The sequence below is a fragment of the Streptomyces sp. NEAU-174 genome, assembly GCF_052665095.1.
Genome location: NZ_JBQTCE010000020.1, coordinates 121980 through 137021, shown reverse-complemented (window position 1 = coordinate 137021; position 15042 = coordinate 121980). Strand labels below are relative to the sequence as shown.

Sequence of the window (15042 nt, the reverse complement as noted above, 5' to 3'; positions counted from 1 at the left end):
TAGGCCGCCGCTTGTGCAGCTTTTCACGAGGGGGTTGTGTTCCGGTAAAGCCGCAGGCTGTACGGGCCGCCCAGGGCTGCTCCCGGCGGGACCCGGGCTACTCCCAGCAGGACTCCGGGCTACTCCCAGCGGAAGAAGCGGGCCGCCGCGCCCAGCCCCAGCACCGCCCAGACCGCCAGGATCCCCAGATCCCGCCATGGCATCCCGGCCCCGTCCTGGAGGACGTCCCGCAGCCCGCCCGAGAGCGCCGAGATCGGCAGCAGCTCCAGCGCGCTCCGCACGCCGCCCGGGAACTTGTCCAGCGACACGATGACACCACCGGACACGAGCAGCAGCAGGAAGACCAGATTGGCGGCGGCCAGGGTCGCCTCGGCCTTCAGGGTGCCCGCCATCAGCAGCCCGAGGCCGGAGAACGCCGCGGTGCCCAGGAGCAGCAGCAGCGCCACGGAGAGCGGGTCGCCGTGCGGCGACCAGCCGAGCGCCAGCGCGATCGCGGTCAGCAGCACGATCTGCATCACCTCGGTGACCAGCACCGCGCAGGTCTTGGCGGCCATCAGCCCCCACCGCGGCAGCGGTGAGACCGCGAGCCGCTTGAGCACGCCGTAGCGCCGCTCGAAGCCGGTGGCGATGGCCTGTCCGGTGAACGCCGTGGACAGCACGGCCAGCGCCAGCACGCCGGGCGCCAGGAAGTCCACCGTGCTGCCGTCCGAGCCGGTGTCGACGATGTCGACGGTGCTGAAGAGCACCAGCACCAGGGACGGGATGACGACGGTCAGCAGCAGCTGCTCGCCGTTGCGCAGCAGCATCCGGGTCTCCAGCGCGGCCTGCGCCCGGATCATCCGCGGCAGCGGGGCCGCCCCCGGCTTGGGGAGAAAAGTGCCCGTGGCGGTCACGCTCGCAGCTCCTTACCGGTGAGCTCCAGGAAGACGTCCTCGAGGGTGTGCCGCTCGACCGAGATCCGGTCCGGCATCACCCCGTTCTGCGCGCACCAGGAGGTGACGGTGGCCAGCATCTGGGGGTTGACCTTGCCGGTGACGCGGTACGAGCCGGACGTCAGCTCGGCGGCCGTGGAGTCGGCGGGCAGCGCCTTGAGCAGCGAGGCCAGGTCGAGCGCGGGGCGGCCGATGAAGCGCAGGGTGTTCTCGGCGCCGCCCCGGCACAGCTCCTCCGGGGTGCCCCGGGCGATCACCTTGCCGCCGTCGACGATCGCCACATCGTCGGCGAGCTGCTCGGCCTCGTCCATGTAGTGGGTCGTCAGCATCACGGTGACCCCGTCGTCCCGCAGATCGCGGATGAGGTCCCAGGTGGCGCGGCGGGCCTGGGGATCGAGCCCGGCGGTCGGCTCGTCGAGGAAGACCAGCTCGGGGCGGCCGACGACGGCCATGGCGAGCGCGAGCCGCTGCTGCTGGCCCCCGGAGAGCCGCCGGTAGGTGGTCCGGCCGCAGGAACCGAGGCCGAGCCGCTCGACCAGCAGATCCACATCCACCGGATGCGCGTGGAGGGAGGCGGTGTGGCGCAGCATCTCTTCTGCGCGCGCGCCGGAATAAACGCCTCCGGACTGGAGCATCACCCCGACCCGGGGGCGCAGCGCCGGGGCGTCCGCGACCGGGTCGAGCCCGAATATCCGGACCGTCCCCGCGTCGGGGCGGCGGTACCCCTCGCAGGTCTCGACGGTGGTGGTCTTACCGGCTCCGTTGGGCCCCAGAACGGCGGTCACGGTGCCCCGGCCGACGGACAGATCGAGCCCGTCGACCGCGGTCTTCGGGCCGTACCGCTTGACCAGGCCGACGATGTCGACCGCGGGCTCTTCTCGCATGCCCGGCAGTCTACGAATCCCGGGGCCGTCCGTGGGCGGCAGGGCCGGAAGCCGCGGCGCCCGCCATCCGGGCCCGGACGCGTCGCCGCAGGTGGGCCCCGGTCTCCGACTTAGGCAGACCTAAGTGATGTACCCCACCGGACCCGGTGAACTCCTCGCTTGTGGATCGCCGGGGAATTACGCAACAATGGCGTTGTGAAATACGCGAGCGAGGCTCCGAATGAACGCGCGGCCGAAGCGGCCGCGCGGTCTGGCGCGCCCGCGTCCGCGCCGGAAGAGCAGCACGGCACCCGCAACCGGGTGGCGCGCTCCATCCTCGACCACGGCCCCTCCACCGCGGCGGAGCTCGCCCTGCGGCTGGAGCTGACCCAGGCGGCCGTCCGCCGCCACCTGGACACCCTCGTCGCCGACGGCGTCGTCGAGCCCCGAGAGAAGAGGGTGTACGGGGCGCGGGGGCGCGGCCGCCCGGCCAAGGTCTTCGCGCTCACCGACTGCGGTCGCGACGCCTTCGACCAGGCCTACGACAAGCTCGCCGTCGACGCTCTCCGCTGGATCGAGCAGAGCGCGGGCGGCGGCGAGGCGGGGCGTGCCGCGGTCGCGGCGTTCGCCCGCGCCAGGCTCGCCGCCCAGGCGGAGGGGTACCGCGGCGCCGTCGAGGCCGCCGCCCCCGGCAGCCGCACCGAAGCGCTCGCCGGAGCACTCTCCGCGGACGGGTACGCTGCTACGGCGCGCAGCGCGCCGGTCGGCGAACAGCTCTGCCAGCACCACTGCCCGGTCGCCCACGCAGCCGAGCGATATCCGCAGCTGTGTGAGGCGGAGACCGAGGTCTTCTCCCAGCTGCTCGGAACCCATGTGCAGCGTCTGGCCACCATCGCCCATGGCGACGGGGTGTGCACGACGTTCGTTCCGAAGACCGGCAAGGTCGAGAAGACCGACACCAGCACCACCAAGACCACCACCGCATCTGCCAGCACGGCCGGGAGGAACCCCGAATGACTCTCCCCACGGAGACCGCTCACCCCGAGCTCGAGGGTCTGGGCAACTACGAGTACGGCTGGGCCGACTCCGACGTGGCCGGCGCCTCGGCCAAGCGCGGCCTCTCCGAGGAGGTCGTACGCGACATCTCGGCGAAGAAGTCCGAGCCGGAGTGGATGCTCAAGCTCCGTCTGAAGGGCCTGCGGCTCTTCGACAAGAAGCCCATGCCCACCTGGGGCTCGGACCTGTCGGGTATCGACTTCGACAACATCAAGTACTTCGTCCGCTCCACCGAGCAGCAGGCCGCCTCCTGGGAGGACCTGCCCGAGGACATCAAGAACACGTACGACAAGCTGGGCATCCCGGAGGCCGAGAAGCAGCGCCTCGTCGCGGGTGTCGCGGCCCAGTACGAGTCCGAGGTCGTCTACCACCAGATCCGTGAGGACCTGGAGGAGCAGGGCGTCATCTTCCTGGACACCGACACCGCGCTCAAGGAGCACCCGGAGCTCTTCAAGGAGTACTTCGGCACCGTGATCCCGGCGGGCGACAACAAGTTCGCCTCGCTGAACACGGCGGTCTGGTCCGGCGGCTCGTTCATCTACGTGCCGAAGGGCGTGCACGTGGAGATCCCGCTCCAGGCGTACTTCCGCATCAACACCGAGAACATGGGCCAGTTCGAGCGGACGCTGATCATCGTCGACGAGGACGCCTACGTCCACTACGTCGAGGGCTGCACCGCGCCGATCTACAAGTCGGACTCGCTGCACTCCGCGGTCGTCGAGATCATCGTCAAGAAGGGCGCCCGCTGCCGCTACACGACCATCCAGAACTGGTCGAACAACGTCTACAACCTGGTCACCAAGCGCGCCGTGGCCTACGAGGGTGCGACCATGGAGTGGGTCGACGGCAACATCGGCTCCAAGGTGACCATGAAGTACCCCGCCGTCTACCTGATGGGTGAGCACGCCAAGGGCGAGACCCTGTCCATCGCCTTCGCGGGCGAGGGCCAGCACCAGGACGCCGGCGCCAAGATGGTCCACATGGCCCCCCACACCTCGTCGAACATCGTCTCCAAGTCGGTGGCGCGCGGCGGTGGCCGCACCTCCTACCGCGGTCTGATCGAGATCGGCGAGGGCGCCGAGGGCTCCAAGTCCAATGTGCTGTGCGACGCCCTGCTCGTCGACACGATCTCCCGCTCGGACACCTACCCGTATGTGGACGTCCGCGAGGACGACGTGTCCATGGGCCATGAGGCGACCGTCTCCAAGGTCAGCGACGACCAGCTCTTCTACCTGATGAGCCGCGGTCTGTCCGAGGACGAGGCCATGGCGATGATCGTGCGCGGCTTCGTCGAGCCGATCGCGCGCGAGCTGCCCATGGAGTACGCGCTGGAGCTCAACCGGCTGATCGAGCTGCAAATGGAGGGCGCGGTCGGCTGACGCCACCCCCTTCCCGCCCGGCGGAGGCCGAGGTCCTCGCCGGGCACCCCATTCAGGCCCATCAGGCAGAAAGAGAGCAGTACGACAGCCATGGCTGAAACCATCCCGGCCGGATCCACCACGGACGGCGTCATCCAGGTGGGCCAGCCCACCGATGCCCGGGTCAGCGCGCTCGCGTCGTACGACGTGGCCGACTTCCCGGTGCCCCTTGGCCGCGAGGAGGAGTGGCGGTTCACCCCGCTGGAGCGGCTGCGCGGTCTCCACGACGGCACGGCCGTCGCCGACGGCGGCGTCAAGGTCGAGGTGACCGCCCCCGAGGGCGTCACGGTCGAGACCGTGGGCCGCGACGACGCGCGCCTGGGGAAGGCCGGCAAGCCGGTGGACCGGGTGGCGGCCCAGGCGTACAGCTCCTTCGAGAAGGCGTCGGTCGTCTCGGTGCCCAAGGAGACGGTGCTCACCGAGCCGGTGCGGATCGCCGTGCACGGCGAGGGCGGCACCGCCTTCGGCCACCAGGTGATCGAGATCGGCGCCTTCGCCGAGGCGGTCGTGGTCATCGACCACACCGGTGACGCCACGGTCGCCGCCAATGTGGAGTATCTGATCGGCGACGGCGCCAAGCTCACCGTGGTCTCGGTCCAGGACTGGGGCGACACCGCGGTCCACGCCGGTCAGCACACCGCGCTGGTCGGCCGGGACGCCACCTTCAAGTCCGTGGTCGTCACCTTCGGCGGCGATCTGGTGCGGCTCCACCCGCGGGTGGTCTACGGCGCCCCGGGCGGTGAGGCCGAGCTCTACGGCCTGTACTTCACCGACAACGGCCAGCACCAGGAGCACCGGCTCTTCATCGACCACGACACCCCGCACTGCCGTAGCAACGTGGCCTACAAGGGCGCGCTCCAGGGCGCGGAGGCGCACGCGGTGTGGATCGGCGATGTGCTGATCCGGGCCGCCGCGGAGGGCACCGACACCTACGAGCTCAACCGGAACCTGGTCCTCACCGACGGCGCCCGCGTCGACTCGGTGCCGAACCTGGAGATCGAGACCGGCGAGATCGTCGGCGCCGGTCACGCGAGCGCGACCGGCCGCTTCGAGGACGAGCAGCTGTTCTACCTGATGGCGCGCGGCATCCCGGCCGACGAGGCCCGCCGTCTGGTGGTCCGCGGCTTCTTCGCCGAGCTCGTCCAGCAGATCGGGATCCCCGAACTGGAGGAGCGGCTCATCGCCAAGATCGAGGCTGAGCTGGAGGCGTCCGTAGGATGACCCCGACCTTCGTACGCGCCTGTGCGCTGGGCGAACTCGAGGAAGACACCCCCAAGCGGGTCGAGCTCGAGGGCGTGCCGGTCGCTCTGGTACGCACCGAGGGCGAGGTGTTCGCGGTCAACGACATCTGCTCGCACGCGAACGTCTCGCTGTCCGAGGGCGAGGTGGAGGACTGCCAGATCGAGTGCTGGCTGCACGGCTCCAGCTTCGACCTGCGCACCGGCAAGCCGTCCGGGCTCCCCGCGACGCGCCCGATCCCCGTATACCCCGTAAAGATCGAAGGGGACGATGTGCTCGTCTCCGTCACCCAGGAGTCCTGAGGCACCCATGGCCACGCTTGAGATCCACGACCTGCACGTTTCCGTCGACGCCGAGGGCGGTCCCCGCGAGATCCTGCGCGGTGTCGACCTGACCGTGAAGCAGGGCGAGACGCACGCCATCATGGGCCCCAACGGCTCCGGCAAGTCCACCCTGGCCTACTCGCTCGCCGGTCACCCGAAGTACACGGTCACCGGCGGCACCGTGACGCTGGACGGCGAGGACGTGCTCGCGATGTCCGTCGACGAGCGCGCCCGCGCCGGTGTCTTCCTTGCCATGCAGTACCCGGTCGAGGTCCCCGGCGTCTCGGTCTCCAACTTCCTGCGTACCTCCGCGACCGCGATCCGCGGCGAGGCGCCCAAGCTGCGCACCTGGGTGAAGGAGGTCAAGGAGGCCATGGAGCGCCTCCACATCGACCCCGCCTTCGCCGAGCGGAATGTGAACGAGGGCTTCTCCGGCGGTGAGAAGAAGCGCCACGAGATCCTCCAGCTGGAGCTGCTGAAGCCGGCCATCGCGATCCTCGACGAGACCGACTCCGGCCTCGACGTGGACGCGCTGCGGGTGGTCTCCGAGGGCGTCAACCGGGTCCGTGAGTCCGGCCAGGTGGGCACCCTGCTGATCACCCACTACACCCGCATCCTGCGGTACATCAAGCCCGACCACGTCCACGTCTTCGCGGCGGGCCGGATCGCCGAGTCCGGCGGTCCCGAGCTCGCCGACAAGCTGGAGGAAGAGGGCTACGAGGAGTACGTGAAGGGAGGCGCGTCCGAGTGACCCAGTTGCCGGGCCTCCTCGACACCGAGGCGATCCGTAAGGACTTCCCGATCCTGGATCGGGTCGTCCACGACGGCCAGCGGCTCGTCTACCTGGACAACGCGGCGACCTCGCAGAAGCCGCGCCAGGTGCTGGACGTGCTGAACGACTACTACGAGCGCTCCAACGCCAATGTGCACCGGGGCGTCCATGTGCTCGCCGAGGAGGCCACGGCGCTGTACGAGGGCGCCCGCGACAAGGTCGCCGACTTCATCAACGCTCCCAGCCGCGATGAGGTGATCTTCACCAAGAACGCGTCGGAGTCGCTGAACCTGGTGGCCAACATGCTCGGCTGGGCCGATGAGCCCTACCGGGTGGACCAGGACACCGAGATCGTCATCACCGAGATGGAGCACCACTCCAACATCGTTCCGTGGCAGCTGCTCTCGCAGCGCACCGGTGCGAAGCTGAAGTGGTTCGGCCTCACCGAGGACGGCCGCCTCGACCTGTCGGAGATAGAGCAGATCATCACCGAGAAGACCAAGGTCGTCTCGTTCGTGCTGGTCTCCAACATCCTCGGCACGGTCAACCCGGTCGAGGCGATCGTCCGCCGCGCCCAGGACGTCGGCGCCCTCGTGGTGATCGACGCCTCCCAGGCCGCCCCGCACATGCTGCTGGACGTGCAGGCGCTCCAGGCCGACTTCGTGGCCTTCACCGGCCACAAGATGTGCGGCCCGACCGGTATCGGGGTGCTCTGGGGCCGCCAGGAGCTGCTGGAGGACCTGCCTCCGTTCCTCGGCGGCGGCGAGATGATCGAGACCGTCTCGATGCACTCGTCCACCTACGCCCCGGCGCCGCACAAGTTCGAGGCCGGTACGCCCCCGATCGCCCAGGCCGTCGGCCTCGGCGCGGCCGTGGACTACCTCACCTCGATCGGCATGGACAACATCACCCGCCATGAGCACGCCCTGACCCACTACGCGGTCGGCAGGCTCCTGGAGGTGCCGGACCTGCGCATCATCGGCCCCACCACGGCCGAGGAGCGCGGTGCCACGATCTCCTTCACGCTCGGTGACATCCATCCCCACGATGTGGGCCAGGTGCTGGATGAGCAGGGGATCGCGGTCCGGGTCGGTCACCACTGCGCCCGCCCCGTATGCCTGCGCTACGGAATTCCGGCGACCACCCGAGCGTCGTTCTATCTGTACTCCACGCCGGCCGAGGTCGACGCCTTGGTCGAGGGCCTGGAGCACGTACGGAACTTCTTCGGGTAGGGGCGTGCCGCGTGAAGCTGGATTCGATGTACCAGGATGTGATCCTGGACCACTACAAGAACCCCCATGGCCGGGGGCTGAGGAACGGCGACGCAGAGGTACACCACGTCAATCCCACCTGCGGTGACGAGATCACGCTCCGGGTGCGGCTTGACGGCGACACCATCGAGGACGTGAGCTACGAGGGGCAGGGCTGTTCCATCAGCCAGGCCAGCGCCTCGGTGCTCAATGAGCTGCTGGTGGGCAAGGAGCTGGCCGAGGCCCGCAGAATCCAGGAGACCTTCCTGGAGCTGATGCAGTCCAAGGGCAAGGCCGAGCCGGACGACGCCATGGAGGAGGTGCTGGAGGACGCGATCGCGTTCGCCGGTGTCTCCAAGTACCCGGCCCGGGTGAAATGCGCCCTGCTGAGCTGGATGGCGTGGAAGGACGCCACGGCGCAGGCACTGGGCGAGACCGCCGGAGGGAAGACCGCATGACTGAGAACGCCGCCACCACCACCAAGCCCGCCAGCGAGGAAGAGGTCCGCGAGGCCCTGTACGACGTCGTGGACCCCGAGCTGGGCATCGACGTGGTCAACCTCGGTCTGGTCTACGGCATCCATGTCGACGACGGCAATATCGCCACCATCGACATGACGCTCACCTCGGCGGCCTGTCCGCTGACCGATGTCATCGAGGACCAGGCCAAGTCCGCGACCGACGGCATCGTCAACGAGCTGCGGATCAACTGGGTCTGGATGCCGCCGTGGGGCCCGGACAAGATCACCGACGATGGGCGTGAGCAGCTGCGGGCGCTCGGCTTCAACGTCTGACGCCTCCTGGGCTTGTCGAAACGGCCCCCGCGCTTCGGCGCGGGGGCCGTTTCGTATGCCGTGGATCGTTGCGTACATCCGTACGCATCGTTGTGTACACTCGTACGCATGGGATATGTGACGCTCTCCGGGGCCATCCTGGCCGAGATCCTGGCGACCACCTCGATGAAGTACAGCGAGGGCTTCAGCAGGCTCTGGCCCTCGCTGGCCACCGGCGTGGGCTATCTGGTGTCCTTCGTGCTGCTCGCGCACACGCTCAAGTCCATCTCCGTCAGCACCGCCTACGCCATATGGGCCGGGGCCGGGACCGCCGTCATCGCCGCGATCGGCATGCTCTTCCTGGGGGAGGCGATGACCGCCGCGAAGGTGCTGGGCGTGCTGCTGGTCATCGCCGGAGTGGTGGTGCTCAATCTGAACGGCGCCCACTGATGGGCCGCCGCTACGACCCCGAGCGGCGGCAGCGGATCATCGACGCCGCGGCCGCCGTGGTCCGCGAGCGCGGCATCGGGGGGGTCGGCCACCGGGCCGTGGCCGCCGCGGCCGATGTGCCGCTGGGCTCGACGACCTACCACTTCGCGACCCTCGACGATCTGCTGATCGCGGCGCTCCGCCAGATCAACGCGGAGTGGCTGGCGGAGGTGGAGCGCTGGGTGGAGGGCGTCGATCCGGCCGCACCGCCCGCGGAGGAGCTGGCCCGGTGGCTGGGGGAGCAGCTCACGGGCGACCGGGCGCGGATGGAGCTGGAGTACGAGCTGTACTTCGCCGCGCTGCGCCATGAGGGGCTGCGGCCGCTCGCCGCCGAGTGCCTGGACGAGATGGTCCGGATGCTGACGCGGCTGGTGCCCGACGCGGACTCGGCGCGCGCTGTGGTGGCCCTGATCGACGGGCTGACCTTGCAGGTGCTGCTGGCGGACCGCCCGTACGACCGGGAGGGCACCCGTGCGGCGCTGGAGCGGATCATGGGCGGGGACGGGGGCGGGACGGGGGCGAGGGGGCGCCCGTGATCGGCGCCGGCTGAGACCGCGCGACCGGCCGCCCGGGGCCGCTCGCTGTGACCGCACGGCGGACCGCGCGACTGGCCGCCCGGGGACCACCCGATGAGACCGCACGGCGGACCGCGCGGGACCGCTCGCTGAGACCGGTTCGCCTCCTGGGCCCGGCTCCGGTTAGCGTTCTGACCATGACCGATGCACCCACCACCGCCCCCACCGGCGCCGTCGCCGCCGGTCTCGCCACCCTCACCGAGGACGGCACCGTACTGGACACCTGGTTCCCGGCCCCCGAGCTGACCGCAGAGCCCGGCCCGGCCGGGACCGAGCGGCTCGACGCGGAGCACACCACGCGGCTGCTGGGCGAGACCGCCCTCAAGGCGGTCGGACCGGACCCCCGGCGCGGCGTCGAGGTCGTCGCCGTCCGCACGGTCATCGCCTCGCTCGACGAGAAGCCGCAGGACGCGCACGACGCGTACCTGCGGCTCCATCTGCTCAGCCACCGGCTGGTCAAGCCGCACGGCCTGAGCCTGGACGGCCAGTTCGGCCTGCTGGCCAACGTCGCCTGGACCTCGCTCGGCCCCGTCGCCGCCGACCAGGTGGAGCGGGCCCGGCTCGCCGCCCGCGCCGAGGGGCTCCAGCTGTCGGTGACCAGTGTCGACAAGTTCCCCCGGATGACCGACTACGTCGTCCCCTCCGGCGTCCGCATCGGCGACGCCGACCGGGTCCGGCTCGGCGCCCACCTCGCCCCCGGGACCACGGTCATGCACGAGGGCTTCGTCAACTTCAACGCCGGGACGCTCGGCACCTCCATGGTCGAGGGCCGGATCAGCGCGGGCGTCGTGGTCGGCGACGGCTCCGACGTCGGTGGTGGCGCCTCGATCATGGGCACCCTCTCCGGCGGCGGCAAGCAGACAATCACCATCGGCGAGCGCTGCCTGCTCGGCGCCGAGGCGGGCCTGGGCATCTCGCTCGGCGACGACTGCATCGTCGAGGCGGGGCTGTATGTGACGGCGGGCACCCGTGTCACGCTCCCGGACGGCAAGATCGCCAAGGCCCTGGAGCTCTCGGGCGTCAACAACCTCCTCTTCCGCCGCAACTCCATCACCGGCACGGTTGAGGCGCTGCCTCGGACCGGGTCGTGGGGCGGGCTGAACGAGGCGTTGCACAGCCACAACTGAGTTTGGGGCGCGCGGGGTTTCGTTGCCGGGTGCGGGGCGGTGGGTGGTGTTGTGCCCACCCGTCCCGCCCCGCAGGACGATTGCCCACAACCGGGGTGCTTTCTCAGGGGCGTACTCGTACCACCTGTGGGTCGTGGTCGCTGGACTGGTTCGCGAACTCGGCGTTGATGTGCACGATGTCGTAGTCGGCACGGCGCAGCGCGCGGCTGGTCAGGATGTGGTCCAGCACCTGCGAATTGCCGTTGTAGACATAGCCGTAGCGCTCGTCCTTCGGCAGCCGGGTCACCAGGTCCGTCAGCACACCGCCCTTGGTGAGATCGGCCAGCGCGGGCGAGAACTGGTAGTCGTTGAGGTCGCCCGCGACGACCACCGACGCCTTCGGGTCGGCGTTCAGCAGCGCCTTGACGAAGGTGTTGACCGCCGTGGCCTGCCCGGTGCGCTGGGTCTCCGAGGAGCGGGCCGGGGGCTGGAAGCGGCTGTCCAGGCCCTGGTCGCCGCCCTTGGAGTTGAAGTGGTTCGCGACCACGAACACCGGGCGGCCCCGGAAGGAGAACTGCCCGACCAGCGGCTTGCGGCTGGCCTTCCAGACGCCGTTCGCCGGGTCGATACGGCCGGGCGAGGCCGACAGCGTGGCCTTGCCGTCCTTCCGCTCGACCTTCACGGGGGTGGTGGAGTCGCCGCCGGGGATGTCGGTGAAGGAGACCCGCTCGGGGTTGTAGAGGAACGCCACGCGGATGTTGCCGCCCGGCTCGCCGCCGTCCTGGTCGTCCACCGGGTTGATCTGCCGCCACTCGTACGCGGGACCGCCCGCCGCCTTGATCGCGTCGGTGAGCTTCTTCAGCGTGGCGTCGGCGCCGACCACCGAGTCGTTCGTCGCGCCGTTGTCGTCCTGGACCTCCTCCAGGGCGACGATGTCCGGCGAGGCGAGGTGCTCCACGAGACCGGTGGCCAGCCGGTCGAACTTCGACTGGGCGGTCTTGGGGGAGAGGTTCTCCACGTTGTAGGTGGCGATGGAGAGTTCGTCCGCCTGCTGCTTGCGGGTGGTCTCCCGCTGCGGGCCGTGGTCGGCCAGTTCGCCCATCGCGGTGGCCGCGATCGTGTAGCCGCCGAAGTTGTCGTAGTCCATCGGCCCGGCCGTGGTGCCGGTCAGCGCGTCGCCGACGTCCGCCACGGGGAAGGGGTGCTGGGCATAGGGCAGGAGCGAGACCACCTTCACCCGGCCCGCGTTCGGGTCGCGGTATGAGCTGTAGAGGGCGCCGCCGCGCGCGGTGCGCTGGTGGTGGGGCTCGGCGGTGACCCACAGCTCCTTGTAGGTGTTGGTCGCGCCGACCACGGGGGCGTTCTCTACCGAGACCCGCATGCCCTCCAGCGACTCGTAGCGGTCCAGGGCGTATGAGCGCGGCCGCAGCGCCAGCCCCTCGATGGAGTCGCCGTCGGCGTCCGGGCTGTAGCGGTCGGGGATGGTGGAGGGGTTGAGCCGGTAGGCGGTGGGCAGTGCGTTGCCGGAGGACCGGACCGTCCAGGTCGCCTTGGAGAGCTCGGTGAGCGACTGCCCGCCGGCGTCCTTGCCGCCCGGGTAGTACTCGGACACCGTCCCGGAGACCAGCACCGAGTCGCCCACGGCGACCGAGGGCGTGGTCGAACCGGTGAAGACGAAGATCGCCTCGCTGGTGGCCGCGTCCTTGTCGGGCCGGGTGTCCTGGATCCAGAAGCCGCGCGAGGAGCCGAAGGCGCGTATCGCCGTGACCGTACCAGGCACGTCGCTCACCTGCTGTCCGGCGAGCGGGGATATCCGGGTGCTGCCCTGGATGTCATGGATGCGGACCTCGGCGGCGGAGGCCGACGAGGGTGCCGCGAGCAGCCCGGCCGCGAGGGCGGAGGCGGCGACGGCGGTGAGGGCGACGGGTCCGCGCGGGGCGCGAAGGGACATGGTGATGGCCTCCGGAAAGGAGTGAACGGCGAGGAATACGCCTCTACGCGCGTCAATCTCTTTCCTCGCCACGGAAGTTGTCAAGGGAGGACGGGTGGCCCGGGCATGGCGGGAGCGGGACGGAAACATGAACGAGGGCAGCGGGACGTGGTGCGGGAGGGGGCGCGGGACGGGGCGCAGACCACATCGGGACGAAAGTGCCGTCCCGTTCCGTCTACGCTGGGGTCCGGGCCGTATCCGCGCACCCGCGCCGGTACACCCCGCATCGCCGTACCCCCATGGCTTCACGGTCCCGTGGACTCATGGCCCCACAGCCGCATAGCCGCACAGCCGCACAGCCCCGTATTCGCGCCCGCGACCTCCGCGCCCGCGACTTCCGTGCCCTCGAGGAGTGACGTCCGCCCATGCCAGAAGAGCGCCCCACCATGCCGCCCGTGCGGCTTCGCACCGACGCGGAACTCGCGCGGGACGCACTCGCCGCGCCGCTGCTCGCCCGCGCGGTCCGGCTCGCCCGCTGGGCCGAGCAGGGGAAGCCGGTGGCGTCGGGCGGGGCGCTGCCGGAGGGCGAGCTGCGGGAGGCGACGGAGCTGCTGGAGCTCACGGGGGACGAGGACGGGCCGCTGTACGCGGCGCAGGCGTGGCAGCTGGCGGTGGACACCGGGCTGGTCGAGATCGAGGAGCCGGCGGGGGCGGACGGCGACGGCGATGGTGACGACGATCGCGTGAACCGTGACGAGTCGGCCGAGGACGAGTTCTCCGCCGTCGCGACCAGCGGCGAGGAGCTGCGGCTGATCACCGAGGGCGGCCCCCGCGACGTCCTGGAGATCTGGCTCGACGGTTTCGAGACGGTGCTGGCCGACGCCGCCGCCCCCGACCTGAGCGACATCGCCGCCCAGATCAGCGAGAGCGGTGAGCTCGACCTCGACGCGCTCGACTGGAACCCGGAGGAGGAGGCCGAGTTCCTCGACGGGGTGCTGGGCAACCTCTATCTGCTGACCGCCCTGGACGAGGAGGCCGCCGCGGCCCCCGTACCGCTGCCCGCGCTGGCCGCCTCCATGATCGTCCCCGAGGACATGGACGAGCCCACCGACGACATCCTCGAAGAGGTCTCCGAGGCGATGGTGCGGCTGGACGACCAGTTCCGGCTGCTCGCCCCGACCGGTCTCGTCGAGTACCAGCCGGTGGACGAGGCGCTGATCCAGGAGGTCGACGGCGAGGGCCGGATCCAGGAGCCAGAGACGGCCCAGGAGCTCGAGGACGAGGACGTCTCCCGCTACGGCATGGTGCGGCTCACTCCGCTCGGCGTCTACGCCGTACGGGCCCGGATGCTCGAGGCGGGCATCGACGCCCCGGCCGTCGGCGACCTGGCCGACCGGGGCGCCGACATCCTGCTGGACGCCCTCCCCGGCCACCCCGAGCCCGCCGCGCGGGCCGAGGCCGAGCAGTGGCTGGCCCGCCGTACGCCCGAGGAGGCCGCCCGCGAGCTGCTGGCCGCCGCCCGGGGTGACGACGAGGACGCGCCGCTGCGCCGCCTCACCTGCCAGCAGACGCTCTCGCTGACCGGGCCCGAGGCCGAGCCCGCCCTGCGCGAGGTGCTCGACGACCGCCACCTGGGCGGGCTGGCCCGGGTCTGGCTGGCCGAGAACGGGGTGGCGGGCGTGCCGGAGCCGTCGGAGGAGATGGTCTTCTGGCTCACCGTGGACACCCTCGCGGCCCAGCTGGCCTCCGAGGGCGACTCGGCGGAGCTGCGCGATCTGGTGCGGGGTCTGGTGGACCAGTCGGGGAGCTTCTTCGACTCGGCGTGGCGGGTGGACCACCCGGCGACGGCGGATGTGCTGGAGGCGATGGGGCGTCTGCATCCGGACAAGAAGGCGGCGAAGGAGGCCCGCAAGGCTGCCTTCAAGGCCCGCTCAAGGGCATAACCGAGCCCCGGGAACAGCGGTGGGCGTGCCGCCGCCGGGCGTCTCGCGCCCCGCCGCGCGGGAGGACGCCTGCGGCGGGCTGCTCCCCTTCCCACGGCGTCGATATGCGGCTCCGCCGCGTGGTGGGGCTCCGCCCCAGACCCCGGGGCCCAAGCGCTCTGCGGGAAGTGCCGCGAAATGCCGTCGTGCGTCTGCGGCCGCATCGTGGCTGGTCGCGCCCGCGCGGCGGAGCCGCACATCGGCACAGCCCCGCGCCCCTTCGGGGCGCTGCCCGAACCGTAGTGGACTTCCTCCGACCTGCTTAGGCCTGGGGCAGGGCCCCAGGTAACGGGGATAGACCCCGGGGTCCAGGGGCAGTGCCCCTGGTATCGGGA

At 70.7% G+C, this 15042-nt stretch carries 15 protein-coding genes; 12 read left to right on the top strand and 3 right to left on the bottom strand.

The window, feature by feature from the left end; all coding sequences use genetic code 11:
* Positions 1-119: 119 nt before the first annotated feature.
* On the bottom strand, positions 120-893 hold the full coding sequence (locus ACT2CW_RS41625; RefSeq protein WP_445520342.1) for an ABC transporter permease: 774 nt from the start codon (positions 891-893) through the stop codon (positions 120-122).
* A complete protein-coding gene (locus ACT2CW_RS41620; protein WP_086881310.1) occupies positions 890-1816 on the bottom strand; it encodes an ABC transporter ATP-binding protein in 927 nt (308 codons plus the stop codon). Before ACT2CW_RS41620 ends, ACT2CW_RS41625 begins: the two co-directional genes overlap by 4 nt.
* Positions 1817-2011: 195 nt before the next feature.
* Here ACT2CW_RS41620 and ACT2CW_RS41615 point away from each other — a divergent pair, with 195 nt between their 5' ends.
* The 11 genes from ACT2CW_RS41615 (at position 2012) to dapD (ending at position 10816) form a co-directional block, all read left to right on the top strand.
* On the top strand, positions 2012-2812 hold the full coding sequence (locus ACT2CW_RS41615) for a helix-turn-helix transcriptional regulator (RefSeq protein WP_164430146.1): 801 nt from the start codon (positions 2012-2014) through the stop codon (positions 2810-2812).
* Complete coding sequence (gene sufB / locus ACT2CW_RS41610; protein WP_037949650.1) at positions 2809-4230, top strand: Fe-S cluster assembly protein SufB; 1422 nt, start codon at positions 2809-2811, stop codon at positions 4228-4230. The genes ACT2CW_RS41615 and sufB overlap by 4 nt, the downstream gene beginning before the upstream one ends.
* 90 nt (positions 4231-4320) lie before the next feature.
* A complete protein-coding gene (sufD, locus tag ACT2CW_RS41605) occupies positions 4321-5490 on the top strand; it encodes a Fe-S cluster assembly protein SufD (protein ID WP_445520341.1) in 1170 nt (389 codons plus the stop codon).
* Entirely contained in the window at positions 5487-5810 is a 324-nt protein-coding gene (locus ACT2CW_RS41600; protein WP_037949646.1) for a non-heme iron oxygenase ferredoxin subunit, read from the top strand. Before sufD ends, ACT2CW_RS41600 begins: the two co-directional genes overlap by 4 nt.
* Before the next feature lie 7 nt (positions 5811-5817).
* The gene (gene sufC / locus ACT2CW_RS41595) at positions 5818-6582 is read left to right on the top strand and encodes a Fe-S cluster assembly ATPase SufC (RefSeq protein WP_182469023.1); all 765 of its coding nucleotides are present in this window, start codon (positions 5818-5820) and stop codon (positions 6580-6582) included.
* Positions 6579-7835: a cysteine desulfurase gene (locus ACT2CW_RS41590; RefSeq protein WP_037949642.1), complete on the top strand. Its 1257-nt coding sequence runs from the start codon at positions 6579-6581 to the stop codon at positions 7833-7835. Before sufC ends, ACT2CW_RS41590 begins: the two co-directional genes overlap by 4 nt.
* Before the next feature lie 11 nt (positions 7836-7846).
* Positions 7847-8311 (top strand): Fe-S cluster assembly sulfur transfer protein SufU, encoded by a 465-nt coding sequence (sufU, locus tag ACT2CW_RS41585; protein ID WP_037949640.1) that lies wholly within the window; start codon positions 7847-7849, stop codon positions 8309-8311.
* Positions 8308-8646 (top strand): metal-sulfur cluster assembly factor, encoded by a 339-nt coding sequence (locus ACT2CW_RS41580; protein WP_037949638.1) that lies wholly within the window; start codon positions 8308-8310, stop codon positions 8644-8646. The genes sufU and ACT2CW_RS41580 overlap by 4 nt, the downstream gene beginning before the upstream one ends.
* Before the next feature lie 108 nt (positions 8647-8754).
* Entirely contained in the window at positions 8755-9075 is a 321-nt protein-coding gene (locus ACT2CW_RS41575; protein ID WP_138911207.1) for a DMT family transporter, read from the top strand.
* A complete protein-coding gene (locus ACT2CW_RS41570) occupies positions 9075-9650 on the top strand; it encodes a TetR/AcrR family transcriptional regulator (RefSeq protein ID WP_445520340.1) in 576 nt (191 codons plus the stop codon). Before ACT2CW_RS41575 ends, ACT2CW_RS41570 begins: the two co-directional genes overlap by 1 nt.
* Positions 9651-9826: 176 nt before the next feature.
* Positions 9827-10816, top strand: coding sequence for a 2,3,4,5-tetrahydropyridine-2,6-dicarboxylate N-succinyltransferase (gene dapD / locus ACT2CW_RS41565; protein WP_445520339.1), 990 nt, complete (start codon positions 9827-9829; stop codon positions 10814-10816).
* A 103-nt stretch (positions 10817-10919) separates the two neighbouring features.
* Here dapD and ACT2CW_RS41560 read toward each other — a convergent pair whose 3' ends face one another.
* Positions 10920-12746, bottom strand: coding sequence for an endonuclease/exonuclease/phosphatase family protein (locus tag ACT2CW_RS41560; RefSeq protein ID WP_445520338.1), 1827 nt, complete (start codon positions 12744-12746; stop codon positions 10920-10922).
* A 404-nt stretch (positions 12747-13150) separates the two neighbouring features.
* Here ACT2CW_RS41560 and ACT2CW_RS41555 point away from each other — a divergent pair, with 404 nt between their 5' ends.
* A complete protein-coding gene (locus ACT2CW_RS41555) occupies positions 13151-14668 on the top strand; it encodes a hypothetical protein (RefSeq protein ID WP_445520337.1) in 1518 nt (505 codons plus the stop codon).
* Positions 14669-15042 lie beyond the last annotated feature (374 nt).